At 44.7% G+C, this 26,676-nt stretch carries 26 protein-coding genes; 7 read left to right on the top strand and 19 right to left on the bottom strand.

What is annotated here, in order from left to right; genetic code table 11:
• Nucleotides 1–126: 126 nt before the first annotated feature.
• Entirely contained in the window at nucleotides 127–2,250 is a 2,124-nt protein-coding gene (locus tag ACYX4M_RS15185) for a 3-hydroxyacyl-CoA dehydrogenase NAD-binding domain-containing protein (protein WP_476080740.1), read from the bottom strand.
• 245 nt (nucleotides 2,251–2,495) lie between these two features.
• On the opposite strand from ACYX4M_RS15185, the gene ACYX4M_RS15180 reads away from it, so the two are divergent.
• The 3 genes from ACYX4M_RS15180 (at nucleotide 2,496) to ACYX4M_RS15170 (ending at nucleotide 4,712) form a co-directional block, all read left to right on the top strand.
• Nucleotides 2,496–3,410, top strand: coding sequence for a haloalkane dehalogenase (locus tag ACYX4M_RS15180; RefSeq protein ID WP_476080739.1), 915 nt, complete (start codon nucleotides 2,496–2,498; stop codon nucleotides 3,408–3,410).
• A gap of 46 nt (nucleotides 3,411–3,456) precedes the next feature.
• Complete coding sequence (locus tag ACYX4M_RS15175; RefSeq protein ID WP_476080738.1) at nucleotides 3,457–4,221, top strand: SDR family NAD(P)-dependent oxidoreductase; 765 nt, start codon at nucleotides 3,457–3,459, stop codon at nucleotides 4,219–4,221.
• Nucleotides 4,222–4,436: 215 nt separating this feature from the next.
• Complete coding sequence (locus ACYX4M_RS15170) at nucleotides 4,437–4,712, top strand: hypothetical protein (RefSeq protein WP_476080737.1); 276 nt, start codon at nucleotides 4,437–4,439, stop codon at nucleotides 4,710–4,712.
• A gap of 368 nt (nucleotides 4,713–5,080) precedes the next feature.
• Here ACYX4M_RS15170 and ACYX4M_RS15165 read toward each other — a convergent pair whose 3' ends face one another.
• Both ACYX4M_RS15165 and ACYX4M_RS15160 read right to left on the bottom strand, forming a co-directional pair.
• Nucleotides 5,081–5,446 (bottom strand): DUF4870 domain-containing protein, encoded by a 366-nt coding sequence (locus ACYX4M_RS15165; protein ID WP_474831272.1) that lies wholly within the window; start codon nucleotides 5,444–5,446, stop codon nucleotides 5,081–5,083.
• 12 nt (nucleotides 5,447–5,458) lie between these two features.
• Complete coding sequence (locus tag ACYX4M_RS15160; RefSeq protein ID WP_476080736.1) at nucleotides 5,459–5,842, bottom strand: gamma-glutamylcyclotransferase family protein; 384 nt, start codon at nucleotides 5,840–5,842, stop codon at nucleotides 5,459–5,461.
• A gap of 220 nt (nucleotides 5,843–6,062) precedes the next feature.
• Between ACYX4M_RS15160 and ACYX4M_RS15155 the strand changes: the two genes are divergently transcribed.
• The 3 genes from ACYX4M_RS15155 to ACYX4M_RS15145 all read left to right on the top strand — a co-directional run bounded on the left by ACYX4M_RS15155 (nucleotide 6,063) and on the right by ACYX4M_RS15145 (nucleotide 11,826).
• The gene (locus tag ACYX4M_RS15155) at nucleotides 6,063–7,883 is read left to right on the top strand and encodes a M2 family metallopeptidase (protein WP_476080735.1); all 1,821 of its coding nucleotides are present in this window, start codon (nucleotides 6,063–6,065) and stop codon (nucleotides 7,881–7,883) included.
• A 162-nt stretch (nucleotides 7,884–8,045) separates the two neighbouring features.
• A complete protein-coding gene (locus ACYX4M_RS15150) occupies nucleotides 8,046–11,000 on the top strand; it encodes a ligand-binding sensor domain-containing diguanylate cyclase (RefSeq protein ID WP_476080734.1) in 2,955 nt (984 codons plus the stop codon).
• Nucleotides 11,001–11,193: 193 nt separating this feature from the next.
• Nucleotides 11,194–11,826: an SDR family oxidoreductase gene (locus tag ACYX4M_RS15145; RefSeq protein WP_476080733.1), complete on the top strand. Its 633-nt coding sequence runs from the start codon at nucleotides 11,194–11,196 to the stop codon at nucleotides 11,824–11,826.
• 171 nt (nucleotides 11,827–11,997) lie between these two features.
• Here the strand turns inward: ACYX4M_RS15145 and ACYX4M_RS15140 are convergent, their stop codons facing one another.
• The 14 genes from ACYX4M_RS15140 to yceD all read right to left on the bottom strand — a co-directional run bounded on the left by ACYX4M_RS15140 (nucleotide 11,998) and on the right by yceD (nucleotide 23,509).
• Complete coding sequence (locus tag ACYX4M_RS15140; protein WP_476080732.1) at nucleotides 11,998–12,555, bottom strand: pyridoxamine 5'-phosphate oxidase family protein; 558 nt, start codon at nucleotides 12,553–12,555, stop codon at nucleotides 11,998–12,000.
• A gap of 36 nt (nucleotides 12,556–12,591) precedes the next feature.
• The gene (locus tag ACYX4M_RS15135; RefSeq protein WP_476080731.1) at nucleotides 12,592–13,374 is read right to left on the bottom strand and encodes a TatD family hydrolase; all 783 of its coding nucleotides are present in this window, start codon (nucleotides 13,372–13,374) and stop codon (nucleotides 12,592–12,594) included.
• 63 nt (nucleotides 13,375–13,437) lie between these two features.
• A complete protein-coding gene (holB, locus tag ACYX4M_RS15130; RefSeq protein WP_476080730.1) occupies nucleotides 13,438–14,325 on the bottom strand; it encodes a DNA polymerase III subunit delta' in 888 nt (295 codons plus the stop codon).
• Nucleotides 14,325–14,999, bottom strand: a complete 675-nt coding sequence (tmk, locus tag ACYX4M_RS15125) for a dTMP kinase (RefSeq protein ID WP_476080729.1) — start codon at nucleotides 14,997–14,999, stop codon at nucleotides 14,325–14,327. Before tmk ends, holB begins: the two co-directional genes overlap by 1 nt.
• A gap of 59 nt (nucleotides 15,000–15,058) precedes the next feature.
• Nucleotides 15,059–16,078: an endolytic transglycosylase MltG gene (gene mltG, locus ACYX4M_RS15120; RefSeq protein ID WP_476080728.1), complete on the bottom strand. Its 1,020-nt coding sequence runs from the start codon at nucleotides 16,076–16,078 to the stop codon at nucleotides 15,059–15,061.
• Nucleotides 16,079–16,191: 113 nt separating this feature from the next.
• Nucleotides 16,192–17,043, bottom strand: coding sequence for an aminodeoxychorismate lyase (gene pabC / locus ACYX4M_RS15115; RefSeq protein WP_476080727.1), 852 nt, complete (start codon nucleotides 17,041–17,043; stop codon nucleotides 16,192–16,194).
• A gap of 233 nt (nucleotides 17,044–17,276) precedes the next feature.
• Nucleotides 17,277–18,515 (bottom strand): beta-ketoacyl-ACP synthase II, encoded by a 1,239-nt coding sequence (gene fabF / locus ACYX4M_RS15110; RefSeq protein WP_423077872.1) that lies wholly within the window; start codon nucleotides 18,513–18,515, stop codon nucleotides 17,277–17,279.
• A gap of 80 nt (nucleotides 18,516–18,595) precedes the next feature.
• Nucleotides 18,596–18,835, bottom strand: a complete 240-nt coding sequence (gene acpP / locus ACYX4M_RS15105) for an acyl carrier protein (RefSeq protein ID WP_012518211.1) — start codon at nucleotides 18,833–18,835, stop codon at nucleotides 18,596–18,598.
• Between the two features lie 199 nt (nucleotides 18,836–19,034).
• A complete protein-coding gene (gene fabG / locus ACYX4M_RS15100; RefSeq protein WP_476080726.1) occupies nucleotides 19,035–19,775 on the bottom strand; it encodes a 3-oxoacyl-ACP reductase FabG in 741 nt (246 codons plus the stop codon).
• Nucleotides 19,776–19,784: 9 nt separating this feature from the next.
• Nucleotides 19,785–20,714, bottom strand: coding sequence for an ACP S-malonyltransferase (gene fabD, locus ACYX4M_RS15095; protein ID WP_476080725.1), 930 nt, complete (start codon nucleotides 20,712–20,714; stop codon nucleotides 19,785–19,787).
• 84 nt (nucleotides 20,715–20,798) lie between these two features.
• Complete coding sequence (locus ACYX4M_RS15090; protein ID WP_014949212.1) at nucleotides 20,799–21,764, bottom strand: beta-ketoacyl-ACP synthase III; 966 nt, start codon at nucleotides 21,762–21,764, stop codon at nucleotides 20,799–20,801.
• Nucleotides 21,761–22,786: a phosphate acyltransferase PlsX gene (plsX, locus tag ACYX4M_RS15085; RefSeq protein WP_476080724.1), complete on the bottom strand. Its 1,026-nt coding sequence runs from the start codon at nucleotides 22,784–22,786 to the stop codon at nucleotides 21,761–21,763. The genes ACYX4M_RS15090 and plsX overlap by 4 nt, the downstream gene beginning before the upstream one ends.
• Before the next feature lie 15 nt (nucleotides 22,787–22,801).
• Nucleotides 22,802–22,972, bottom strand: coding sequence for a 50S ribosomal protein L32 (gene rpmF / locus ACYX4M_RS15080; RefSeq protein ID WP_012518206.1), 171 nt, complete (start codon nucleotides 22,970–22,972; stop codon nucleotides 22,802–22,804).
• A gap of 3 nt (nucleotides 22,973–22,975) precedes the next feature.
• The gene (gene yceD, locus ACYX4M_RS15075) at nucleotides 22,976–23,509 is read right to left on the bottom strand and encodes a 23S rRNA accumulation protein YceD (protein ID WP_179983187.1); all 534 of its coding nucleotides are present in this window, start codon (nucleotides 23,507–23,509) and stop codon (nucleotides 22,976–22,978) included.
• A 153-nt stretch (nucleotides 23,510–23,662) separates the two neighbouring features.
• On the opposite strand from yceD, the gene ACYX4M_RS15070 reads away from it, so the two are divergent.
• Complete coding sequence (locus ACYX4M_RS15070; protein ID WP_476080723.1) at nucleotides 23,663–24,283, top strand: Maf family protein; 621 nt, start codon at nucleotides 23,663–23,665, stop codon at nucleotides 24,281–24,283.
• 24 nt (nucleotides 24,284–24,307) lie between these two features.
• Here the strand turns inward: ACYX4M_RS15070 and ACYX4M_RS15065 are convergent, their stop codons facing one another.
• Together ACYX4M_RS15065 and rluC are read right to left on the bottom strand one after the other, a co-directional pair.
• Nucleotides 24,308–25,015: an HAD family hydrolase gene (locus ACYX4M_RS15065; RefSeq protein WP_476080722.1), complete on the bottom strand. Its 708-nt coding sequence runs from the start codon at nucleotides 25,013–25,015 to the stop codon at nucleotides 24,308–24,310.
• 3 nt (nucleotides 25,016–25,018) lie between these two features.
• Nucleotides 25,019–25,960 carry a 23S rRNA pseudouridine(955/2504/2580) synthase RluC gene (rluC, locus tag ACYX4M_RS15060; RefSeq protein WP_476082890.1) on the bottom strand — a complete coding sequence of 314 codons (942 nt, stop codon included), beginning with the start codon at nucleotides 25,958–25,960 and terminating at the stop codon, nucleotides 25,019–25,021.
• Nucleotides 25,961–26,676: the final 716 nt, after the last annotated feature.

Below are 26,676 nucleotides of genomic sequence, written 5' to 3'. Positions count from 1 at the left end.
CCAAAGTTTAGCTAGGCTTATTTGCTACTTATCAAAAATACCTAGCTTTACCAAATTCGGATGTCGGGTAACGAGAGCTATCGCTAGCTCTCACCGTCGATTAATTCTCGCTAACGAGAGCTATGTTTATTTCGCTTTATAGCTTTTAAACGTGCCGCCGCTTTGGGCCAATTTCACCAACAAATCACTTGGTTCAAGCCACATCTTTCCGTAATCACCCAATTGATCACGATAGGTAGTCAGCTTATCTAAAATAGTGCCTAGCCCTACTTCGTCGGCATATTGCATAGGGCCGCCGCGATACACAGGGAAGCCATAACCGTAAACATAAATCACATCGATATCGCTAGATTTAGCTGCAATGCCTTCTTCTAAGATGGCAGCACCTTCGTTAATCAATGAGTACATGACGCGAACCAGAATTTCCTCATCGCTAATGTCTGAACGCTGAACCACGCCTAGGCGTTCTGCTTCTTGCTTGGCAATTTCTAGTACTTCTGGATCTGGGACAGGAACTCGACTCCCCGGTTCATAGTTGTAAGCTCCGCGTCCGGTTTTAAGTCCGTTGCGCCCCTTTTCTACCAAGCGATCTGCCACTGCACCGTAAGCGGGGTCGTGTGCAATGTGCTCTTGTCGAGACTGTCGTACATAGTAGCCAATATCTAATCCAGCCATATCACCCATAGTGAACGGCCCCATTGGCATGCCAAACTCGGTTAAAACCCGATCAACTTGCTCAGGTGTTGCTCCTTCTAGCAGTAAGCGGTTAGCTTCACGGCCGTAAGGCTCAATCATACGATTGCCCACAAACCCGAAACATACGCCAACCAAAACAGCGACTTTTCTGATTTTCTTGGCCATCTTCATACAAGTTTTAATAACTTCAGCAGATGTCTTTTCAGCTTTGACCACTTCAAGTAGCTTCATCACATTCGCTGGTGAGAAGAAGTGAAGACCAATCACATCTTCAGGACGCGATGTGGCTGTCGCTATTTCGTCTATATCCAATGTTGACGTATTTGAAGCCAAAATGGCGCCTGGCTTACACACTTTATCTAGCGTCGAGAAAACGGTTTTCTTTACTTCCATCTTCTCGAAAACGGCTTCGATGACGAGATCAACATCAGCTAAGTCGTCATACGACGTAGTACCTGAAAGCAGTGCCATGCGGCTCTCTACCTGCTCTTGAGTTAACTTCCCTTTTTTCGCTGAATTTTCGTAGTTCTTTCTAATAAGCGCTAATCCCTTCTCTAGCGCTTCTTCTTTGAGCTCAAGCATTGTGACTGGAATGCCGGCATTGGCGAAGTTCATAGCGATACCACCGCCCATTGTTCCAGCGCCGATAATCGCAACTTTATCAATGTTGCGCTCAGGGGTATTTTTGTCGAAATCGCTTACGTGACCTGCTGCGCGTTCAGCAAAAAAGAAATGCTGCTGGGCACGCGCCTGTGGCGTGTTCATACACTCCATGAAAAGCTTGCCTTCATTTTTAAGGCCATCTTCAAAAGCGAGCGTATAAGCACCGCGTACCGCTTCGATACATTTTAATGGAGCAAAGAAACCACGGGTCGCTTTTTTAGTTTGTGCAGTTACTGCATCAAACACCGCCTGCGTTTCGTCAGACATGGACAGCGTGATATCACTGGTGCGTTTAATCGCTTTATCTGGCGTTAATGCTTGTAAATACGCTTTTGTATCTTCAAGTAAATGCTCAGGCTTATCAGAAATTTTGTCGAAGACACCTGGAAGTTTGACCACCGACGTAGGCTTGCCTGTTACGATCATTTCTAACGATGTTTGTGCGTCGGCTAAACGAGGAAGGCGCTGAGTACCGCCTGCGCCCGGTAATATGCCTAGATTTACCTCTGGAAGACCCACCTTATTGTCGGCAAAGGTGATGCGATGATGGCAAGCTAGCGCCACTTCTAAGCCACCGCCGAATGCTGGTCCAGGGAGAACAGCAACAACCGGCTTAGACGCATTTTCAATCTTGTCTAGTACCTCAGGCAGCATGGGAGACAAATCGCCACCAGAGAATTCGCTGATGTCAGCTCCACCCGAAAAAATAGGTAGTGAAGAAGTAATAACAATGGCACTTACGCTGTCGTCATTTAGTGCATTGTTTATGCCTTCTATCAACCCTACTCTGATAGCGCGTGACAGCGCATTAACGGGCGCACTTTGCATTGTCAGCGTGGCAACACCCTGTTGTACTGCATATTCTACGGCTTTATTTTCCATCTCAGTCATAACCATGTCCTGTTTATCACGTTAACTGGATGTTATTGCAGTGTTGTCAATCATCCAAGTTTATTGGTGTTATAGACATTTATCATAATATTTAATATTGACCGCCAGCCCCTTTGTGAATTCATTTCTCTGCGCAGAGCCTGTCCTACCTTGCCTAAGGTTTATTTGACAGAAAATAAAACCGGTGTTTTTGTTAATCGAGCAACACTTGTAATTACATTTTATTTACAAAAGGATGATTGGCTATGCAAGTGCTTAAAACACCGGAAAGCGCCTTTAATAAAATCACTGACTTTCCTTACCCACCCCGTTTCACTGAAATAACTGACACAGTAAGCGGTGAAATAAGAATGGCCCATTATCAATGTGGACCTAAAGACGGACATACCGTGCTATTAATACACGGCGAACCGACGTGGGCATATTTGTACCGCAAGATGATGCCCATATTGGCTGATGCGGGATTCAATGTCATCGCGCCGGATCTCATTGGTTTTGGACGCTCAGATAAACCAGTAAGAAAGGAGGACTACTCCTACGCTCGTCATGTGATATGGCTAAAAGACTGGTTTTCACAGGCTACTAAGGGCCCTGTTACACTCTTTTGTCAAGACTGGGGAGGTTTACTAGGCCTGCGACTCGTCGCCGATATGCCTGAGCGTTTTTCAGGTGTCATGGTATCTAATACTGGGCTGCCCACCGGCGATCATTCGCCTAGTTATGCTTTCATCAAGTGGCGTCGTTTCTCTCAGGACGTGCCCGAATTCCCCACCTCAACCATTATTCAAAATGCAACAACCACCGAATTGGACGAAGCAACGCTGGCTGGCTACGATGCCCCCTTCCCTGACGAAAGCTACAAAGCAGGAGCCCGCATGTTTCCTCTTCTAGTTCCTACAAGCCCCGATAATGCTGAGGCGCAAGCAAATAGAAAAGCATGGGAAAAACTGAAGCAATACAATAAACCTTTTATTACTGCATTTGGTGATAGCGACCCTGTCACCAAAGGTGGAGAAAAAGTATTTGAAAAGCTCGTTCCTGGCTGCAACGGCATGGCCCATACACAGATAAAAAACGGTGGTCACTTTATTCAGGAAGACCAAGGGGAACTGCTGGCCAATCTGCTTGTTCAGTTTATCCAGAATACGCAGCTTAAGTAACAAGACTTTCAACCGACACGAAACTATTAACTATTAGGAGATAACAATGGACGCTCTACTCGACTTTTCTGGACAAGTCGTATTAATTACCGGCGCAGGCAGTGGTTTTGGCCGCCTGTTATCGCTAGGTCTTGCCAACCGAGGAGCGAAACTCGTTCTTTCAGACATTAACGAAACCGCCCTTGAAGAAACACAAAACGACGTAAAGGCGCTAACAAATGCAGTCGTGATAGCAGGCAATATAGCAAGCGAATCGCTTAACAAAGCTCTAGTTGATAAAGCCATGGAAACCTTTGGCAAACTAGACATTGCCGTAAATAATGCGGGTATAGCGCATAACCCAGCGCCAATTCATCAAATGACAGAGGAAATCATGGATTCGCAGTTTGCCGTCAATGTTAAAGGCGTTATGTTTGGAATGAAGTACCAGATACCCGTTATGTTGGCACAAAAGCAAGGTCACGTTTTAAATGTTAGCTCACTCGCGGGCTTGGGCGGAGCGCCAAAGGGCGGTGCGTATGCTGCAGCAAAACATGCCGTGTCAGGGATAACTCGTACAGCAGCTGTGGAATATGGCCGCAAAAACGTTCGCGTAAACGCCATATGCCCCTTTTACAGTCCAACCAACATTCTAAATGTAGACGGCTACAACACCCCTGAGGCAAGAGAACAGCTTGGCATGGGAAGCCCGATGAAACGACTGGGCGAGCCACAGGAAATCGTTAACACCATGATGCTTATGCTATCGCCAGGCAATAGCTATATGAATGGACAAACAATAGCCGTAGACGGCGGTGTAACCGCGTGGTGATGTATTGCTTGAGTATTAGGTACAAAGGTATATAAAAAAATACCCTTGTATAACACCTAATCTTTCGATTCCATTCCACATTCGGTGTAATGAAAGCGAACAAACAAAGCCGATGAATGAGGTGGGTGCAACCACCTCAGCCATCGACATCGAATCAAGTAGTACTTAATCAGATTGTCTAGCGTTTACGTTGAACAAAAAAGAGAAAAAATGTGATGACAAGGCCAAATAAAAACAGTTTTTTAGCTATCGCACTTTTTCTAGCACATTCGTTGATGAATTGCAGTTTCGCGCAAGAAGCCCAACCTACGCTTGTAAATATGAAGGAAGCGACTTCATCCCAATTACTTAAGAAGCAGCGCCAGAATAAACCGCTAGCACTAAGCACAGTGAAGCGCGGTAGCAGTACTTCGCTTCAAAGCGCCAAACAGTTGAAAAGCCAGTACCTTATTCACAGCGTACTGCCGAGTGATCGCTTTAATGCGAAGTAATTCCTAGTCTAGAACCCGGCACTCAGCTTACCTTCCAACAAAATCGCTCGACGATAACACCTTGGTCATAGCGCCTTTATAATAGCGCCAACCAAATGACATTAGCGACATTTAATTCAATTATACTAATTATGTATAGCGCGACACCATTTTGAAAACTACCTTTAAGGTTAAAATCGGTAGAAAAAGTCATAAGAAAAGAGGTGAGCATGCTATTAAAACCAAAACATATCGCGTTATTGTTTACGTTGGCCATTGCAGTGTCCGCTATGGGATAGGTACGAAGACGTTTCAATATAGAAATGTCCTTTATAAGCAGTTTTTAATCGCAGTTCTTTCTTGCTTGAAGCAACATGTTATTTGTGAGGTTAACGTTTGAAGAACTCAAAACTTAGCGGATAAGTCCACAACTCTCCTTTATTTGCTTTAACCGCTGCCACAATAGCAAAGACGAAATTCATCAGACCTAGAACGATAAAGCCCAGCGCTCCTATAATTATTAACGTCAATACAAAACAAATAACCGAGTATATCAGCAAGCTTATCAACCAATTCGCAGTCACCCTGCCGTGCTGGTTGATGTCTTCGTTCTGATCTTTGTGAGCAATCCATAGCACGATAGGCAATATGACCCCCAAACCAGGTATAACGAAGCTGGATAATTGAGAAACATGAATAAGCGTGCAATAGCTTCGAGCGTTTAAACCCCAATAGAGTGGTTCTTCCGTTGACATAACTTTTCCTTTCTATTTAGTTGGTGCTATCTGATAAATGTAAGCAAATATTTCTTCGCCGCAGTCTATTTTAACCGGAACGAAGACCCGCTCATATTGCTCACCTTCAAAATCATCTAGCATAGGCCAATTGTCGCCGAGTTGGCCAGATTCAAGCACCATTCCTTTTACTAGCTGTTTGGGCACTGAAGAGTCGGAAATGATAATACCTAGAAAACCCATTGCTGCGCCCCACCCTTGTTTAACAAGATGCCCTTTTACTGTGCCGGATAACCACCGGCCTCTAATATGGGACACAATGTGGTGGTTTGGACAATCAGGTGCAAGGCTGCCATAAATAAATAGCCTTTCTAAAGCTGGGTTAGTAACTTCAAAATCATCATTTTCGTGCTTCATTAGGTTCTTCACTTCATTGGAAGCCGTTTGAGTTTAAAGGCTTATCGATTTCTTTCCAAGAGCACTTCTTAGTAATCTCTTTTTGCGTGCCATCACTGGCTTCCGTGCATGTGAGCAACTTAAATTTGTTTTACAAAAGGTGCATTGCGATTCACAATGCTACCGCATGTCTATGTGAACATCGATTCACTTTAAAATCAAAATAATTAAAGGACAAAGTATGCTCAATCATAAACGTACTCTTATAGCAGCATTAGTAAGCGTTTCGCTTATGGGATGTGGCGAAAGTACACCACAGACAGAAACTAAACCAGAACTTACCGCCCAAGACGCAAAACAGTTCTTAGAGCAAGCTCAAAATGATATCGCGAAGATGCAGGTGCCAGCTGCACATGCAGAGTGGAGCTATGCTACCAATATCAATTTCGACACAGCAGCAGTCAGTGCTTATTTTAACGAAGTACTTTCAACGAAAGTGGCTAAGCTAGCGAAAGAAGCAGCGAAGTTTAACGATGTAGAAGTAGATACCGACACTCGCAGGCAGCTTGATCTACTTAAAAACAGTTTAACAATGCCGCCGCCGGCAGATGCACAAAAAGCTGAGCGTCTTGCAAAAATTGGTTCTGATTTAAGTGCCATGTACGGCTCTGGTGAGTATTGCAGCGAAGATGGTACGTGTAAAAGCCTGGTCGAAATGAGCGCAGAAATGGCTACCCTACGCGATGCCGATAAATTGTTAGAGTATTGGACAGGCTGGCGCGAAGTCTCTAAACCTATGGCACCACTATATGCTGAACAAGTAACACTGGCTAACGAGGGCGCTGCAGAACTTGGGTTTGAAAACGTAAGTGAGTTATGGCGTGGCAAATATGACATGCCAGCCGACGACTTCCCAAAAGAGTTGGACCGTTTGTGGACACAAGTCGAACCCTTCTACGAGTCACTTCATTGTCATGTTCGGGCAAAGCTTGGTGAACATTACGGCGAAGACGTAGTGCCACAAGACAAGCCAATTCCGGCTCACCTGTTGGGTAACATGTGGGCGCAGTCATGGGGAAACATCTACGATATCGTTAAGCCTCAACAGGAAATGAAGGTTCCTGATGTAACTGGTGCACTCGCTGCACAAGGGTACGACGAAATAGCAATGGTAAAGCAGGCCGAGTCATTTTTTTCATCTCTTGGCTTTGAAGAGCTTCCAGATACCTTTTGGGAACGTTCTATGTTTCAGAAGCCTGAAGGTCGCGACGTGCAGTGTCACGCTTCTGCGTGGGATTTGGATGACAAAGACGATCTTCGCATAAAAATGTGTATTCAAAAGACTGGCGAAGAATTTAACGTTATTCACCATGAATTAGGCCATAACTATTATCAACGCGCCTATAAAGACCAGCCTCTGCTTTACCGCGGCTCAGCAAACGATGGTTTCCACGAAGCCATTGGTGACACGATAGCTCTGTCTATTACACCTAAGTACCTTAAGCAAATTGATTTGATAGATGAAATCCCTGACGCATCAAATGATATCGGTATGCTGATGCAGGTGGCATTGGATAAAATTGCCTTTATTCCCTTTGGCTTGATGGTTGATCAATGGCGTTGGAAGGTTATGTCAGGTGAAGTAACACCGGAACAATATAATCAGCTTTGGTGGGAGCTAAGAGAAAAGTATCAGGGCGTAATGGCGCCCGTTGAGCGCAGTACTGATGCCTTTGACCCTGGTGCAAAATATCACGTACCAGCTAACGTACCTTATACGCGCTACTTTCTTGCACATATTCTGCAGTTCCAATTCCACAAATCATTGTGTGACATTGCAGGTGATGAAGGACCGCTGAATCGCTGTTCTATTTACGGCAGTGAAGAAGCAGGAAAAGCACTAAATGAGATGCTAGAAATGGGAATGAGTCAGCCTTGGCAGAATGCCCTTGAAACACTGACGGGATCACCGCAAATGGATGCCAGCACCATTGCTGATTACTTTGCACCACTAAAAAACTGGTTGGATGAGCAAAATGCAACGCGCCAGTGCGGTTGGTGATTCGTCTCAAAGTACTGAAACACAAATTTAATTTTAGCATTTATAAATAATCTAGCCCCGTCACCATGGGGCTTTTTTGTACGATTTAAACTTTTGTTCTATTGAAAGTCCTAGGTATTAGCGTAACTTACCTTTATGAATAATCTTTAATGTTGCAACAACATGTGCCGCCCTTCAGCTTACCTCTTCTTTATCCTTGCTTCATTGGTTAGCTGGAACTTTTCCGCGCACGCTCAAATTGGCGCCCCTGCCTTTCACACGTTTGATATGGAAAGCGGTATCACCCATGTCACTGTTTCGGATACCGCGGAAGATAAATACGGCTTTCTCTGGCTAGCATCACAGTCGGGCATTGATAAATTCGATGGTTATACCTTTAGAAATTTTGGAATGTGGGACAAAGATAAGTCTACGGGCCTACAAACACTCAGTGTTCTTCAATTAGAAGCAAGTTTAGACGGTCAATATGTTTGGGTTGGCACCTTTAGCGGTCTGAGTCGAATAAATGTAGACACCGAAAAGTTTATACATTACGCCCTCCCTGTTGCATCTTCTTTTGACAAACAGGTCATCAATAGGCTGAAAACTACACACGACGGCACGCTGTGGATAATATCCGAACGAAATTTGTATCGATACCACGAAAAAACAGACAGCATAGAGTTAGTCAGCTATCTTCCTGATACTACGAGCACACTTACCGATATTGAGCTCATTGGTAACACACTTTATGTAACGTCCACCTCTGGACTTTATAAGTATGATTCTTTCAAAAGTTCACTGGACTTAGTTGCATACAAAGGCGTGAACTTCACGCGACTCGTCGCTGCCGAGCGTTCGAGATTTTGGTTAGGGACTTCTTCTTACGGCATTTGCTTATTTACCCCCAACTCAGAACCCGAGGTCATCACCAAACAGTGTACCAGCGAAATACAGGGGCTGTCGGATAATTCGGTTACAGATATTCTACTTCAGCGTAATGGTGACCTTTGGGTAGCAACCGAAAGAGGTTTAAACCTTCTAAAAGCACATAGCCCATACACAGTGTTACGTTTTCCTATCAGCGATAAAGATTCAGGAGACGAGCGAGTATCAAGCCTATACCAAACGAGCTCAGGCCTTGTTGTAGTAGGAACCAAAGACGATGGGTTCGCGATTAGCAACCCAGAACTGAGTAATTTTTATACTACCGAAATAGGAAACGGGCGTATTATTGGCTCTATGGCCAGCTATCAAGGCAATAAGGTGTGGCTAACAAATGAAAAAGGGCTATGGATTTATGATGTCGTCAATAAAACCTATGAAGGACCATTTACCTCAAATAACGCACAAACCTCAGATGACAAGGCTAACGACAAGTTAACCAGTGTCTTCTACGACAAAAGCAACGATACGCTATGGGTTTCGACACGCAGTGGGTTAGCGAAGCTAAACAGTAAAACAAACCAGTTCGATATTGTGGCTTTGCAAGGAAAGTCTGGCTACAGCATAAACATGGATGCTCAAGGGGATATATGGTTCGGTGGATATAGTGATGGTGTTTTTGTTTATCGCCCTTCTGAACGGCGTGTTATCAGACAATGGCCGCTCTCCCTCACCACTCGCATTATTTTTGAAAATGAAGAAAGCGCTTGGCTGAGCACAGTAACAGGCTTGCACTTTGCGAATAAACTTACAGGTGAGTTAACGAGTATTAGCGAGTACACCGACAAAATAACTGACAGTACGGTGGTGACTTGGATCTCTCGCTCGAAGCGTGGCGGTTACTGGGTAGGAACACAAGCCGACGGCTTATATTTTGTCACTAAAGATAGTGATGACTTTTCATCTATTAATGTCACCCAAATTAAGCCTGAAAGTAGACTAAGTAAAGTTTCAATTGGCGCCATTGTCGAAGATGACGAATACGGTTTATGGATTTCTACAATAGTCGGTATTACATACTTAGCGCCCGACCTCGATACACTCTACTACTATGGCGCAGAAAATGGTGCCCTCTCTACGGGATATTATATTGGATCTGTTGCCACTACCGAAAATAACACAATCCTTTTTGGCGGGGCCGAAGGGCTCACTCAGTTTACACCCTCTGATGTCGCCAACGTAAAATGGTCCCCTAGCGTACATCTTACTAATGTAGAAACAGTAACCCGTGATCAAAGCAATGGCACTAGCGTTCAACAACGTCTTAACTTGGGCGAAAACGTAGAACTTACTCATAATAATATCGCACTTTCTATAGAGTTTGCTGCCACTGACTACATGAACGCCAACGAACTGCGCTATGCTTATAAGCTGGTAGATTTCGAAAACAGCTGGCGATTTACCGACTACAAAGCCCGTGTTGCTACCTATACCAATTTAGAGCCTGGACATTATCGCTTTACAGTAAAAGCAATAAATCAAGAGAATGTGTGGAGTAGCGATGAGGCCCAACTTGAAATTATAGTAATACCACCATGGTGGGATAAGCCAATATGGCGTGGCGCCTTGTTAGTCACTGTTCTCTTACTCATCACTTCTGTCGTTTGGCTAAGAATTTCGGCGCTAAAAGCGCGCTCAACTGAGCTCTCTTTAAAAGTAGAAGAAAAAACGAGAGACCTTGAAGCCATGGTAGAGAAGTTGACGCTTTTATCTTCTCAAGACTCTTTAACTACACTTAAAAACAGGCGTTATTTTACGCAAAGAGCCAAAGCGGAATGGCAAGAATTCAAACGTCATAATCGTGGTTTCTCTTTACTGATTGTTGATATCGACTTTTTCAAAAAAATTAACGACCAGTATGGCCACCACGTTGGCGACTCAGTTTTGGTTAAAGTAGCTAAAACCTTGGAAAATAATCTTCGAGAAAGTGATGTGATTTCACGCTGGGGTGGAGAGGAGTTTTTGATTTTATTGCCTTCACTAAATTTACAAGAGGCGTATTGGGTTGCTGAAAAGTTACGTAAAAGTGTAGCGGAACAAGTTGTCGAAACACCGCCTCACACAGTCAATGTCACCATAACTTGTGGCGTCGCAGATATAAAGGACTATGACAGTATAGATGCCTGTATTCATGCAGTTGATAAAAAGCTCTACGTAGGCAAAGAGTCTGGGCGAAATGCTGTTGTGAAATAACTATAAGCTTTCATGATTTCAAACCAGAACACCCGGCTGATTTCGCTAATTGCATCTTGCTAGCCTATTTATGCAACCAATCTCTTTAGTATGGCATTCCACCGCAGTTTATGATCGCTTTTAGCACTTGCTTACTAAGCAGTTGTGTATCTAGAAAAGATAAACACTTTTTAATTGCAAGGAGGATATCATTATGGCTAACGTACTAGTTATTGGCGCATCAGGACAAATCGGTAAACAAGCTACCGTGAAACTTTTAGATGCAGGACACAAGGTGTTAGCACCAGTTAGAAGTCCAGACAAGTTATCTGATATACAAAACGATAATCTTAGTGTTGTGGAGCAAGATCTGGAGAAAGATTTTTCTGTACACTTTGAAGGAATTGACGTGGCGGTATTCACCGCGGGCTCCGGTGGAAATACAGGCGCTGACAAAACGCTCATGATTGATCTATGGGCTGCACGCAACGCGGTAAATTACGCCAAAGCAGCGGGTACATCTAAATTCATCATGGTAAGCTCTATCGGCGCAGGTGACCCAGATAGTGTTGAGTCAGCAATTAAGCCTTACTTAGTTGCAAAGCATATGGCTGACGAACACTTAATAAACAGCGGTTTGCATCACATTATTTTACGCCCGGGTACTCTCCTAAATGAACCAGGTACACATTTAGTGCGCACTGATATGCCAAGTAATCAGGATGAAGCAGTCATTCCAAGAGAGGATGTGGCTACCGCTATCGTCGAAAGCGTTGCAAGAGAGAGTGGTGAAAATACTATCACTTACCTCTTCAAAGGCGACACGCCAATTTCACAAGTTTTATAACCCTCATTCACCCTTCCCGCTGTTGGATGTTTACTTCCAACAACGAGAAGGGCTTAAAACTTGTCGCTCAAAAAATTGGGCACATATCTAACAAGAACCTAATTTGAAAACCTTACCAAGATAATAAGCTAAATCACTTAGAAGACGTTTATGCGCCAAAGTGGAGCTGTATCAAGGAATAAGAGATTGGCTCACCCAGTTACCACTCGCATCTTTTTGATGCCACTCTCGGCTTTGAGGGTTACCTCTCAAATTCAGGTAATCTACGCAATCAATAGCAAGTATGATCACACAGAAATGAGGTGGTACTACACCAAAATCCCCTTCAACCTGTAGTGCCGAACCATCGTTTCTTGGTGTGCCGGGCTCGCCCCATAAGAACTGCTTTTTGCCTGCATCTGACAATTTATTCCAGTGCTGAGTAACTAAGTCAGCATCTTGATGTAACGTTATTATTGTTGCAGTACAAGAGAAGCGATATTGCTCCCTAGTTTTAGAGAAATACCAACAAACCTGCGAGTGAGGATTCTGGCCAAGCTGGTCATATTTATCTGAGCGAGTGTCAGAAATAACCACCAGTTGGTTGTCGTCGGTGATCCCTCTAAAAACCACGGTACGGCAGTACGGTACACCACTACCGTCCACAGTAGCCAACTGAAAGTAACGACTTTCTGGCATACTGCGGGTTTGGTGAAGACTCTTTGTCAACCCTTGTCGCCACTGGGGCATAACCACCTCCGAGAGTAAAATCGCCTATACTTACCGCTACGCGGTTTTCTTGTTAGCGGCTAAAGAAAACAGCGTGTAGAAGTTTTCCGTGGTAATTTCCGCTAATTCTTTTACCGTCACGCCTTTAAGCTCAGCAATAAATTCTGCCACTTCTACCACGTAACCTGGCTGGTTTTGTTTACCTCGATGAGGAACTGGCGCAAGCCATGGTGAGTCAGTTTCAATAAGTAGTCGCTCTAAAGGGATCGCTTTTACCACTTCACGCAATTCATCTGCTGAATTAAAGGTTACGATGCCTGAAATAGAGATATAGAAGTCCATTTCTATTGCTGCCTGCGCCATGTCTAATGACTCAGTAAAGCAATGCAAAACACCTTTGGTGTGCGCAGCTTTGTGTTGGCGGAGTAAGTTAATGGTGTCTTCCCTTGCATCCCGCGTATGAATAATTAATGGCTTTTTAGTTTCGTTAGCTACTTTGATGTGGTCGACGAAAGATGTTAGCTGGACTTCTTTACTTTCCGGGCTATAAAAATAGTCCAGCCCAGTTTCGCCGATGGCTACAACTTCTTCACGCTGCGCTTTCTCTAGCAGTTCTTCATAGCTACACGCTTCATCTTGATGTAGTGGGTGCACACCACAAGATACAGATACATCTTCAAACTGACTTACAGCTGCTAACATGCTGTCGTAATCACCAACAGATACGCACACACAAAGGAAGTGTTCAACACCTCGGGTTCTTGCGAAATTTAAGGTTTCAGCCAGCTCTTCTGGCCCTTGCTTAAGTCGGTCTAAGTGACAATGAGAATCTACGAACAAACTACACCTGTTTTAAAAAATTGCTGTCAGACAAAAGGGCTTCGACAAGCCAGCATTTGCCTATTAACGTTGAAATTGCTTTAGTAACCCAAAAAGTACCATTGATTTGTTAACACCTGCGTGCTGCAGCGTTCTTACCGCATCAACACACGCTTCATAGCGTTTAAAATCAACAGCCTGTTGACGTTTTTTATATTCGTCATGGGCCATCTGTTGACACCACAATGCGATTTGAGGCGCATTGTCCTGCCACTTATTCGCAAGCGTTTGTACTTGCAAATTTGCATCGCCTGCTAAGAGCGCTTGCATACCATCGCTAAAATTGCGATAGCTAATGTCTTCTTCACCACTGAGGGCCTCTTCTACGCGAAGAGGGGCATAGCCATAAGCTGCCAGTAACGCTTCGCTTGCATCTTCTACGCCCTTAGCGTTTAAGTAGTTCAAACTGTCTGACACTGACGGGAGCGAGAGTATCTGCCGTTCACATCGACTTAATATGGTCGGCATAATTTTATTGATACTGTCAGTGATCAGCAGCAAGAAGGTATTATTTGTGGGTTCTTCCAAGGTTTTCAACAGTGCATTAGCTGCCGCTTCCGTCATGGTATCGGCACGGGGAATCAACAACACTTTATTGCCCCCCATTTGCGCAGTACCTGATAGCTTGCCAATGCCCTCGCGAATTTTATCCACACCTAACTGCTTTTCACTTTCTAAAACATGAAAGTCTGGGTGGTTTCCAGCTTGCCTCAAATGGCAACTTTGACACTGTTCACATGGCCCATTTATGCTTGGCTGCTTACACAATAGCGCATTGCTTAACCCTAACGCGAGCTGGTATTTTCCAATTCCCTTTGGCCCTGTCAGCAATAAACCATGGTGTAGTTTTTTTGCCATATATCGCGACAGTAACGTCGAGAACGTTGTAGCAAACCAAGGCATTACTTGCATTAGCCTTTCCCCTGCTGGCTTTCGTTTCGAGCAATGTTACTGCTTTCGCTACTTGTGTTCGTCACATAGTCATTGATAATCGCAATCACGTCTTGATGAACCTTTTCCATAGGCTGCATTGCACTAACCACGACGATAGATTCATCTTGCTTAGCAAGAGACAAGTATTTTGCACGAGTTCGTTCGAAAAAGGCGAGCCCCGCTTGCTCAATGCGGTCAAGCTCCCCTCGCCCGCGGGCGCGCTCTAGTCCAACCGCAGGCTCGACATCCAGATATAGAGTTAAATCTGGCTTAAACCCTTTAAGGGCGATATCGCTGATGGCCGACATTGTTTCTCCACTGACGCCCCGACCACCGCCTTGATAGGCTTGAGATGACAGGTCGTGTCTGTCACCTACCACCCACGCACCAGCATCAAGTGAAGGTAAGATTTTATTGGTAAGTAATTGTACACGCGCCGCATACATAAGAAGTAGTTCAGTCTCCTCACTCACGGTCTCATCCCAGTCGTGTTTTACACATTCTCGAATGGCTTCTGCCATCGGTGTGCCGCCTGGCTCACGAGTTTGCTCAACGCGCTTTCCTGCACCTTTTAATGCTTGAACAATCAGCCCAATCACTGAGCTTTTTCCTGCCCCTTCAAGGCCTTCAACTACAATAAACTTTCCGCGCATTACTTTTTAAACTCTGTTTTTATTTAGCTATAACGTATCGGTTGTCTGCATCAATACGGCTATCGTTTTAACTGGTATTTTCGCACAGCTGCATTGTGTTCAGCTAGTGTCGTAGAAAATTGATGGCTGCCATCGCCCTTCGCCACAAAATAGAGTGCATCCGTTGTCAGTGGGTGCAACGCAGCGTGAATGGCGGCCTTGCCTGCCATCGCGATAGGCGTAGGTGGGAGCCCTTTAATAACATAGGTATTGTAAGGCGTTGCTGTTCGCAAGTGCTTACGGGTAATGTTTCCGTCAAACGTAGGACCGATACCATAAATCACGGTGGGATCAGTTTGAAGACGCATATTTCTGTTTAGCCTATTGACGAAAACGCCTGAAATCATGTCACGTTCCGCAGGCACAGCCGTTTCTTTTTCAATGATACTCGCCAAGATAAGAGCCTCGTAAGGTGTGGCTAACGGCAGTTCGGCATCCCGTAACTCCCATTCGCTAGAGACAAAGTCAATTAGCGCGCGGTGTGCTCTTTTCAATACCTCGCTTGCGGTTGTGCCTTTGGTAAAGAAATACGTATCAGCCAAATATACGCCCTCTGTATGCGAAACGTTTTCGCAACACCAATCTACGCCATTATCCTGAGGGAGCTGGTTTAGTTTCCCTTCATTTAAATCAAACACCAAATCTGTGTTTTGTTTAAGCACCTCAAGCCACTGTGCAAGGGTTAGCCCTTCAACTAGACTCACTGCGAAGAGATGCTCATCGCCCTCAGTAAACAAGGTAAACACATCTACTAGTGACTGCCCTGGGCGCAGCATGTAGGTGCCAGACTTAACAGACGTACTGCCTGCAAAGAATTTGAGCCACACCTTAGCAACAAAGGGCGACACATCGGTCATGCCTATTTTACGCAGGTGTTTCACGGTACGATAAGCGTTACTGCCGTTCTTTATCGTAAATAAGGTTTCACTTTTTAATGCTAGTTCATCGGTAACCTTGCTCGAGACATACATTACGCCAGAGGCTGCCCCAACAACGGCAAGCATGACAAGAGATAATAGAATAACAATTACCCGCTTCATGCTTGAACTTCCCCTTTCTTCATTGCTTTACATTCCATTTTATTTCTTTTTACTACTAATCTGGTGAAGCTCGTAAAACGTTGACGAACCCCGTTGTAAGAAGTGCGTTTTAGTTAATTTTGAAGCGCAGTCTGAAGCCGTTTCTTTAGCGCTACAATCGCATCGCTTCTTACATCAAAATCGACATAAGAGAAATCCGGCATTTGTATTTTCTGTACCGGCATTACGCCCATTAGTGCATTGGTAATTACCACTGCACTCGCTTTTCGCAAATAAGAAAGGTCATATTCCCCCACGTGAAGCGAACAATTGTCATTTAACAGCGAATCAATAAGACACTGCCTGACTACGCCATTGACACCGCTTCCTTTCAAAGACGGGGTATACCATTGTTCATTGAGGTAGAAAAATACATTGCCAGCACTGGCTTCAATAATGTTATCTTGGGTATCGCAAACAATAGCATCGTGTGCGCCAGCGTCGTCTACTTCGTGCTTAACTAAGACTTGTTCTAGCCTGTTCATATGCTTTACACCCGCAAGCAATGGTTGAATGGCTAACCGTGTTTGAGCGCAAATTACCGTTGCCCCTTCATTCGTAAGACTATCGTAATGGACAGGGTAAGGGTGCTGGCTAAATCTGATTAATGCTTCACTGTCTTCGCTTCGCGCATACCCTCTTCCGGCTTGACCTCCCGACACGTGAACTTTTAGCACATATTTTAAAGACGCGTTATCACCTGAACCGTTCTTTATGGCCTTAACTTGTTCAGCAATTGCAACTTCAAGCGCGCGGATATCAATATTGAGCTTGATGGCTGCCGCATCGTGCTCTAAACGTGAAATATGATAAGGCAATAATTCTACTTGATGTTCACTTACCAACAATGTGGTAAACACACCGTCGCCATAGTTAAACGCCCTGTCACTTGATGAAATAGGCGTAGCGCTAGGAATAATTCTCACTGCCTACTCTTGTTCGCCGTTATTGTGGTTGAGGGAAGTATACCAACTTGCGTTTGCCAAACAATGACTAGCTGAATTGATTTGGCTGTAGCGGTGCTCAAAGAGACCTGAGTTTTATGATATTCACTGTGAGATTTAACTGTATAAACAACAAAAGGCAGCCGAAGCTGCCTTTTAACTTTGCGTGAAGTTCACTTAATCAGCGATAATTACGCTATATTAGTTACGCCGTATTAGATACGCTTGAAAATCAATGAGCCGTTCGTACCACCAAACCCGAATGAGTTACACAGTGCGTAGTCTTCATTGAATGCTTTCGCTTTGTGTGCAACAAAGTCTAAGTCGCAGCCTTCACCTGGTTCATCCAAGTTAATGGTTGGCGGCGCCATTTTGTCACGCAGTGCCAAAATAGTGAAAATTGCCTCAACCGAACCCGCTGCACCAAGTAAATGACCTGTCATTGACTTGGTAGAACTAACAAGTAACTTGTGAGCGTGATCGTTAAACACACGTTTTACCGCAGCTACTTCAGCTATATCACCTGCGGGCGTAGACGTACCATGTGCGTTAACATAGCCAATTTCGCTTGCATCCATCTTCGCGTCGTTTATTGCGTTTTGCATAGATGCGGCCGCGCCTTCACCATCTTCAGGTGGAGATGTCATGTGGTATGCGTCGCCGCTCATGCCAAAACCAACAAGCTCAGCATATATGGTCGCACCACGCGCTTTTGCGGCTTCATATTCTTCTAGCATTACCACGCCAGCGCCCTCACCCATGACAAAACCATCGCGGTCTTTATCCCATGGGCGGCTTGCTGCTTGTGGGTTGTCGTTGCGAGAAGACAACGCACGTGCTGCGGCAAAGCCAGCCATACCTAACGGCGTAATAGACGCTTCTGCGCCTCCGGCTAGCATGGCATCAGCATCGCCGTAAGCAATCGTTCTTGCGGCAATACCAATGTTGTGAACGCCTGTAGTACACGCAGTCACAACGTTTAAATTCGGTCCTTTCAACCCTTCCATGATAGACAAAAAGCCTGAAATCATGTTGGTAATGGTTGAAGGTACAAAGAATGGCGATACGCGCTTAGGTCCGCTATTTGTCAGTTTTAAATGGTTTTGTTCAATTTGCTCTAAACCACCAATACCTGAACCAATAGCTACACCTACGCGATGCGCATTATCTTGTGAAACAGTTAAACCAGAATCGACCAAGGCTTGCTTGCCTGCTGCAATACCCAGCTGGATAAAGCGGTCCATTTTCTTGGTTTCTTTCTTTTCAATGTATTCCTGCGGATCAAAATCGTTAATTTGACCTGCGAAACGGGTTGAATAGTTACTACAATCGAAATGGGTGATTTCACCAATGCCGCTTTCGCCCGCGAGCAATTTGCGCCATGTGTCTTCGCTATTAAGACCTAATGGTGAAAGCATTCCAAGACCAGTAACCACTACGCGACGTTTTGTCACAAAAAGCCCTCGCTTTGGAACTAAGGTAGGAGATACAAAAACGGCTCTGTAAGAAGAGCCGCTTTGTCGCTACTTAAGACTTAAGCGTCTTTGTTAGCGTTGATGTAGTCAATTGCAGACTGAACAGTAGTAATTTTTTCTGCTTCTTCGTCAGGAATTTCAGTATCGAATTCTTCTTCCAAAGCCATCACTAGCTCAACAGTGTCAAGTGAATCAGCGCCTAAATCGTCAACGAATGAAGCTTCTGCTTTTACTTCTTCTTCTTTCACGCCAAGTTGTTCAACAATGATTTTCTTAACGCGTTCTTCAATGTTACTCATAATTCTAGGTTTCCCTTAAACGTCACTAGATAATAAAAGTGCCGCTAGTTTATTTTGCAAGGTGCATCCTTGCAAGCACCAGTTTAAACAAATTTTCTGGTCAAACCAGCGACATTCGAAATTCGTAAAATACTATTTTTACATCCAAGTTCGGGTAAATACCACCCCAAACTAAGGAAAATTCGCAATTTTTGCGAATTTACCCCATATACATACCACCATTTACATGGATAGTTTCGCCTGTAATATAGGCTGCACCATCGCTCACTAAAAAGGCAACAGTGGCTGCAATTTCATCAGGCGCACCTAAACGGTTCGCCGGAATATCTTTGAAAATGGCTTCTTTTTGGTCATCGGTCAGCGCTTTTGTCATATCGGTATCGATAAAACCAGGCGCTACAACGTTGATGGTGATACCACGAGAAGCTACTTCACGAGCCATCGATTTAGAAAAACCAATGACCCCTGCTTTCGCTGCAGCATAGTTTGCTTGGCCAGCATTGCCCGCACTGCCCACCACTGAACCAATATTTACAATGCGACCACAGCGTTTCTTCATCATACCGCGAAGCACCGCTTTTGACATTGTAAAAATAGAAGTTAAATTGGTGGCGATAATATCCTGCCACTCGTCATCTTTCATGCGCATTAGCAGATTATCACGTGTGATACCTGCATTATTGACCAAGATATCGATGCTACCAAAAGCTTCGTTAATTGCTTTTAATGTTGTATCAACGCTTTCTTTGTCAGTGACATTTAGCGCAAAGCCCTTGCCGCCAAACTCAGAAAGATAGTCGCTGATTGTTTGCGCACCGTTTTCACTGGTTGCGGTACCGATAACCGTAGCACCTTGTTGTGCAAGTTGTGTGGCAATCGCTTTACCTATACCTCGGCTTGCGCCAGTAACAAGCGCAATTTTACCGTCTAATTGACTCATTGCGTTTCCTTATTGTTTTAATGCTTCAACACCATCAGGTGTATTAACTGCAAGAGACGTAAGGCTCTTATCAATACGTTTGTTTAGTCCGGTAAGTACTTTACCTGGACCTACTTCAATAACGCGCTCAACGCCCGCTGCCGCAAGATATTCAACAGTACGTGTCCATTGAACGGGGCAATAAAGCTGTCTAACTAATGCGTTTTTAATTGCATCACCTTGGGTTTCAATGGTGACATCAACATTATTCACAATATTGATTGCAGGCTCATTAACGTTCAATGACGATAACGCGTCTTCTAACTTATCTGCTGCAGGACGCATTAACTCACAGTGTGAGGGAACGCTTACCGCAAGAGGAAGTGCGCGCTTTGCGCCCGCTTCTTTACACGCATTAGCAGCTTGCTCTGCAGCGTTCTTTTCCCCTGCAATAACCACTTGGCCTGGAGAGTTAAAGTTAACTGGTGCAACCACATCGCCTGTAGCAATCGCAGTTTGCTGACAAATATCAGCAATGGCAGCGTCGTCTAATCCGATAATGGCATACATGGCACCTGCACCTGCTGGTACAGCTTCTTGCATGTATTTACCACGGGCTTCCACAAGCTTGATAGCATCAGCAAAATCCATGGCGCCGCCACATACTAATGCTGAGTACTCACCAAGGCTGTGACCCGCTAGGTAATCTACATCGATGCCCTGTTCGCGGATAACACGCCAAATTGCTACGCTAGCAGCAAGCAGCGCTGGCTGAGTGATATGGGTTTCGTTGAGTTTACCGTCTGCATCGTTTTGGACTAAATCCCACAGGTCGTAGCCGAGCGCGTCAGAGGCTTCTTTAAACGTTGCTTCGATAATAGGAGAAGTCTCAGCAAGTTCTTTTAGCATACCTACGCTTTGAGAACCTTGTCCTGGAAATACACAGGCTGTCTTTGTCATGTCGATTCCTTATTATTTTTAATTTACTAGAAACGAGAAAACGTCGGAGATGGAGTGCCCCTATCGAGGCAAAAATCACCAAGGCTAATAGCGTACAAGCGCTGATGCCCAAGCAAATCCGCCTCCGAATGCTTCCAGTAATAAATGCTGTCCGCGTTGAATGCGCCCGTCTCTGATAGCTGTATCAAGCGCTGTAGGCACAGTAGCAGCAGAGGTATTACCATACTGCTCTAACGTAAGCACTACTTGATCAAGAGACATATTCAGCTTTTTAGCTGTCGCTTTAATAATTCTAAAGTTTGCTTGGTGAGGTACTAACCAGTCAAGATCAGATTTTTGCATACCGTTAGCAGCAAGGGTTTGTTCAACCACTTCTGAAAGCTTGGTTACCGCAACCTTAAAGACTTCATTACCACGCATCACACCCCAGTTCTCGTGAACCGACTGCTCGTCACCACGGGTTGGATTACCCACGTACAGCAAATCGCCGTGAGAGCCTGATGCGTTGATATGTGTGGAAAGAATGCCAGGTTCATCACTGGCTTCAATAATCGTCGCGCCTGCCGCATCGCCAAACAAGATAACCATGGTTCTGTCTTCAGGGTTTATCAAGCGGCTCAAACAGTCGGTACCGACTACAAGAATACGTTTCGCCATGCCAGACTTAATGTATTGATCGGCAACACTTAATGCGTAGCAATAGCCTGCACACGCAGCAGCTACGTCAAATGCAGGAATACCGTCAATATCTAGAATGCGTTGAATTTCACATGCTGTGCTTGGAAGCGCATAGCGACCACTCGTGGTAGCGCACACAATCATGTCGATAGATTTCGGGTCTATGCCAGCCATTTCAATGGCTTTCTTACTGGCTTCTGCCCCCATGGTAGCAGCGGTTTCATCTGCTCCAATAATACGTCGCTCTTTTATCCCGGTACGGTCAGTGATCCATTCGTCACTGGTGTCCACCATTTGCTCTAAATCTGCGTTTGTACGCACGTCGCTGGGATAATAGCTACCTGTTCCTATAAAGCGTGAATATTTGCTCAAAGCTGCTCCAACAATACCGTTTCTATCTTTGTCTTTATCTTTTCAGGTAAATGCATCTTTGCTTCTTTCATTGCTTGCACGATGGCGTAATAAAAGGCGTCTTTTTGTGCATTTCCGTGACTCTTGATAACAATGCCGCGCAATCCTATCAGACTCGCACCGTTATACTGGTCGGGGTTCACGCTGTTATAGATAGATTTCAGTAACGGGAAGGCAATTTTTGCCAATAATCGGGTATAAAAGTTCTTCTGTGACTGGCGTTTTACTTCGTTTATCACTAACTTAGCCAGTCCTTCGCTTGATTTAAGCGCTACATTTCCGGTAAAACCGTCAGTTACCACTACATCGGCATGATCGGTGAAAATGTCGTCACCTTCTACATAACCAATATAGTTTATGCCTGGCGCGTCTTTAAAAAGCTGGTCGGCAGATTTTACCTGCGCGTTACCTTTAATATCTTCTTCGCCCACGTTCAATAAGGCCACCCGTGGCGATGCTATACCCGCCACCTCTTGCGCAAGCACTGAGCCCATAACGCCATACTGAAAAAGAATCTCGGGCGTGCAGTTTACATTAGCGCCTAAATCAAGGAGAAAAACGTCATGGTGTCCTGTCGTAGGCATCATATTGATAAGCGCTGGCCTATCAATGCCTGATAAGGTTTTTAGTAAGTAGAAAGACAAGGTAAGTAGTGCACCGGTATTACCTGCACTTACGCACGCATCTGCTTCACCGCTCTCAACGAGTTCGATAACGCGACGCATAGAAGAGTCTTTTTTATTTCGTAGCGCTGATGTAGGCGCTTCGCCCATTTCAACCACTTGTGAGCAATGCTTTATAGTAACGCGGTTGCGTTCAACATTGGTAAGGGGTTGTAGGCTCGAGCTGATAATTTTTTCGTCACCGCACAATGTGAAATGCACATCGGGATGAAGTTGGATAGCCTTTACGGCTGCAGAAAGGATAACAGGGGGACCATGATCGCCCCCCATGATATCTAACGCGATGGTTAGTTTAGACAAAATGTAGTCGCCGTATTACGCGCCGATTACTTTCTTGCCTTTATAATAACCGTCAGCGGTCACGTGGTGACGACGGTGAGTTTCGCCCGACGTTGAATCGACAGACAAAGTCGCGCCTGTCAATGCATCGTGTGAGCGACGCATACCGCGCTTAGAACGCGTTTTACGATTTTGTTGTACTGCCATAACTTACTCCTGGTCTCGCTTAAGTTCTTTCAAAACCGCGAAAGGGTTTTGTCGCTCTTGTTCCGGTTCAATCTTTCCAAACGACATATCGTCTTGCTTCACTGTACACTCCGACTCTGCATGAAGGGGCACAATTGGCAAAGATAACAGTAGCTCGTCTTCAAAAATTTGAAGCAGATTAACTTCTCCGTGGTCGTTGACCTCTACCGGTTCGTAAGCCTCGGGAATGATGTCATCGCTTTCCTGTTCTTCTCCCTGCACTGGAGTAAAACAGAATTCCGCTTCCACGGGATAATCGAGTTCACCATTACACCTTTGACAGATAAGTGTTACCTGCGTGGCTAAATGACCGTGAAAAACAGTAAGACCCTGCGCGTCTTTTTCGAACTGCACTTCTGCGTCCACATAGTCACTGCATCGGACAACTGCTTCACTCAATCGTTCCATATCTTTAGACGCAATCACGCCCCGGTAATCGGAACGTTTCATGGCACTTTTAGTCGGTTCAACCGAATGAGGGAGTTTCACTTTCTGCATAGGGCGCGCATGATATAGGGTCAACCCCTCCCTGTCAAAGCAAAATTGCGTTTTAACCTACAATAAAACGCTGTATGTGGCGCGCAGTGATAATGTAACATTGTACTACTAACTGAAAGTACGCAACATATTGATTTTATAAAAGGAGTAATTGTGGCTTCCCTCGTTCTCGCCTCATCATCGCAATACCGAAAGATGTTGCTCGCCAACATTGGTATTCAGGTAGACACCCACGCACCAGATATTGACGAAACGCCCTTTGCGAACGAAAGCCCTACTGCATTGAGTTTACGTTTAGCCGAACAAAAGGCGCACAAGGTTGCCGCTGAATTAGAAAAGATAAATAACGACACCATTATCATAGGTAGTGATCAAGTAGCTTTGGTCCAAACCGATGCGGGCCCGCAGTTACTTGGCAAACCGGGTACGTCTGAAAATGCAGTAAAGCAACTAATCGCGTGCCAAGGTAAACAAGTGGCATTTTATACCGCACTTTGCCTTCACCAACCTAGCGCCAATAAAACGATAACACAGGTAGATGAAACACACGTTTTGTTTCGCTATAACAGTGAAGCTGCCATTCGCGCCTATGTCGATAAAGAGCAACCACTTGATTGCGCCGGCAGTTTTAAAAGCGAAGGTTTGGGTGTATTACTGTTCGATAAAATAGAAAGCCGCGACCCTAACAGTTTAATAGGTCTTCCTATAATGCTGCTAAATGAATTACTGAGTGTACACTTCAATGTCGATTTATTAGCAATGGCAGCGCAGTAAGCCACTAATTCTGTTAGAGCAGCGCTATTTAAATAGCGCTGTTTTTAGTTCACTTATAGAGTGTACAAGTGCCACAGGTGATAATGCTTCTAAATGAACCTGCGCGTGCACACCGTATGACACCCCTATTCTATCCATTCCAATGGTTTTGGCCATTTGCATGTCGTAGGTTGTGTCACCAATCATCACGGCGTCTTCTATTTTTACACTAAGTTCATCAAGTAACTGTAGCAGCATGTCGGGTGAAGGCTTTGATTCTGCCTCATCGGCGGTACGTGACGCACTAAAGAAACGCTCTGTCCCTGTTTGTGCCCACGCTCTATCAAGACCGCGGCGCGCTTTTCCCGTCGCCACGGCTAGTGTACATCCTGCTTCTTTCAAATTAACAAGTAGCTGCTCCACGCCCTCAAATAGCGGGCACGGTGTTGTATCGCGGGTAACAAACGCTTCTTTGTACGCTGCCACTAAACGATCGGCTAACTCATCGTCTTCAATTTTAAAAAGTTGCTTGATGGCGGGCTTTAAACTTATACCAATAATGTGGCCTACTTCGTCATAGGTAGGAATTGGCATATTGCACTGCTTTGCAGCAAGCTGCATACAGCTGACGATTTTAGCAGCCGAGTCCATGAGCGTGCCATCCCAATCAAAGATAACAAGTTTGTACTTAGGTAGTTTTTCACCTAACGAAGTGAGAGGCTGTGTTTCCACAGCCTGGTTCTTTGAATGCATATTTTACAGCGCTTTAAGTGTATTTGAGAGAGTGTCGTCTAAGGCTGCAGTAAAGGTCACCCGCTCTTCTGTTGCCGGATGTATCAGTGAAATACTGCGAGCGTGAAGGAAAAGTCTATTAAGCCCTTTTTGGCGCATCGCTGCGTCAAAATCTGCATCGCCGTATTTTGGGTCACAAGCAATAGGATGACCCGCATGCAAACAGTGAACGCGAATTTGGTGAGTTCTGCCTGTAATGGGCGATGCCTCAACTAGGGTAGCTCCTGCGTACTCTTCTAATATGCGATAGCGCGTTTCAGAAGGCTTACCGTCATCACTTACACTTACCATGCGCTCGCCCGATTGCAGCACGTTCTTGCGAAGCGGTGCTTTAACTTTAAATCGGCTTTTAGGCCATTCGCCTGCAACCAGTGCATTATAACGCTTGTCCATTTTACCCGTGCGAAGTTGCTCGTGCATGTGACGAAGGGCAGAACGCTTCTTAGCAATTAAAATACAGCCAGAGGTATCTCGGTCAAGTCTATGTACCAACTCCATAAACTTGGCATCGGGTCGCAAGGCTCTTAAACCCTCTATGAGACCAAAACTTAAACCGCTACCACCGTGCACGGCCATTCCCGAAGGCTTGTTGATAACAAGTATACGGTCGTCTTCGAATAGGATGTGCGACTCAAGTGCTGCAATTTTATCGAGTTTAGGCGATGGAGCCGGTGCACCTTCCGACACGCGAACCGGTGGAATTCTGATTAAATCGTCGGCTTGTAGTTTGTATTCAGGCTTAACACGACCTTTGTTCACTCGCACTTCACCTTTGCGTAAAATGCGATAGATCATACTTTTGGGCACGCCTTTTAACTGCGTACGCAAAAAGTTATCGATACGTTGACCAGCCAAATCGGCTTCAACCGTTACAAAACGTACTTTTTTGGGGGCTTCTTCTTTCATGCCCAGAGTATACCTCATTGGTATTTCTCTGGGCTAATTGAAAGTGATAAATAATTGAAAAAAGCATTTATCGTCGCAATTTTAACCAAAGGCAATTTTTTACCATTCGTCTGTACTCAGTACACAGCCTACTTATTGAGATATACACAATTTATTCACTTGCTTTCCTTGCTAAATTTGCGGTTTTGGTGCGATAATTAACGTCGTTTTTTGAACGGTAATATTCACAATTTAGTTTTTGACAGTAAGTGGTAAAAAAAGCCCTTTCAGAAACGTGAAACTCAGCGTTATAAAAACAACAAACGAGAACGAGATAGCAATCTACAAAGAACGACGATGCTACTCACACTTGTAAAACGAAAAAGTATGGCGTTCGCGTTGGTAGCATCCGCAATGAAAAAACATTTTTCAGACCAACCAAGCTAGAGAGGCAACGACTACACTGCCGTGATAAAGCAACCGCCATTGCTTGCGAACATAAAATAAGTTTGCCGTTAACTAACAGAATTAAATGACTAGCGAGCATATAAAAATGCTCGTAAAAAAGAATACAGTAATAAGGGCTAGTCGCTCCCGACATCCTTAAAGCAGTGTGGCCATTACAATTCGCTAGCGATTTTGCCTGAAAATAAGGCACTAGCGAAAACAGTTGAAACTAAGCACTAAAAACGGTGCTGACATGGCCAACCACCAGGGATAATGCGACGCAACAACAA

This window comes from Alteromonas sp. ABV4_150 (genome assembly GCF_056311745.1).
The sequence above is the reverse complement of the archived record's forward strand: the minus strand, read 5'-3'. Positions and strand labels throughout refer to the sequence as shown.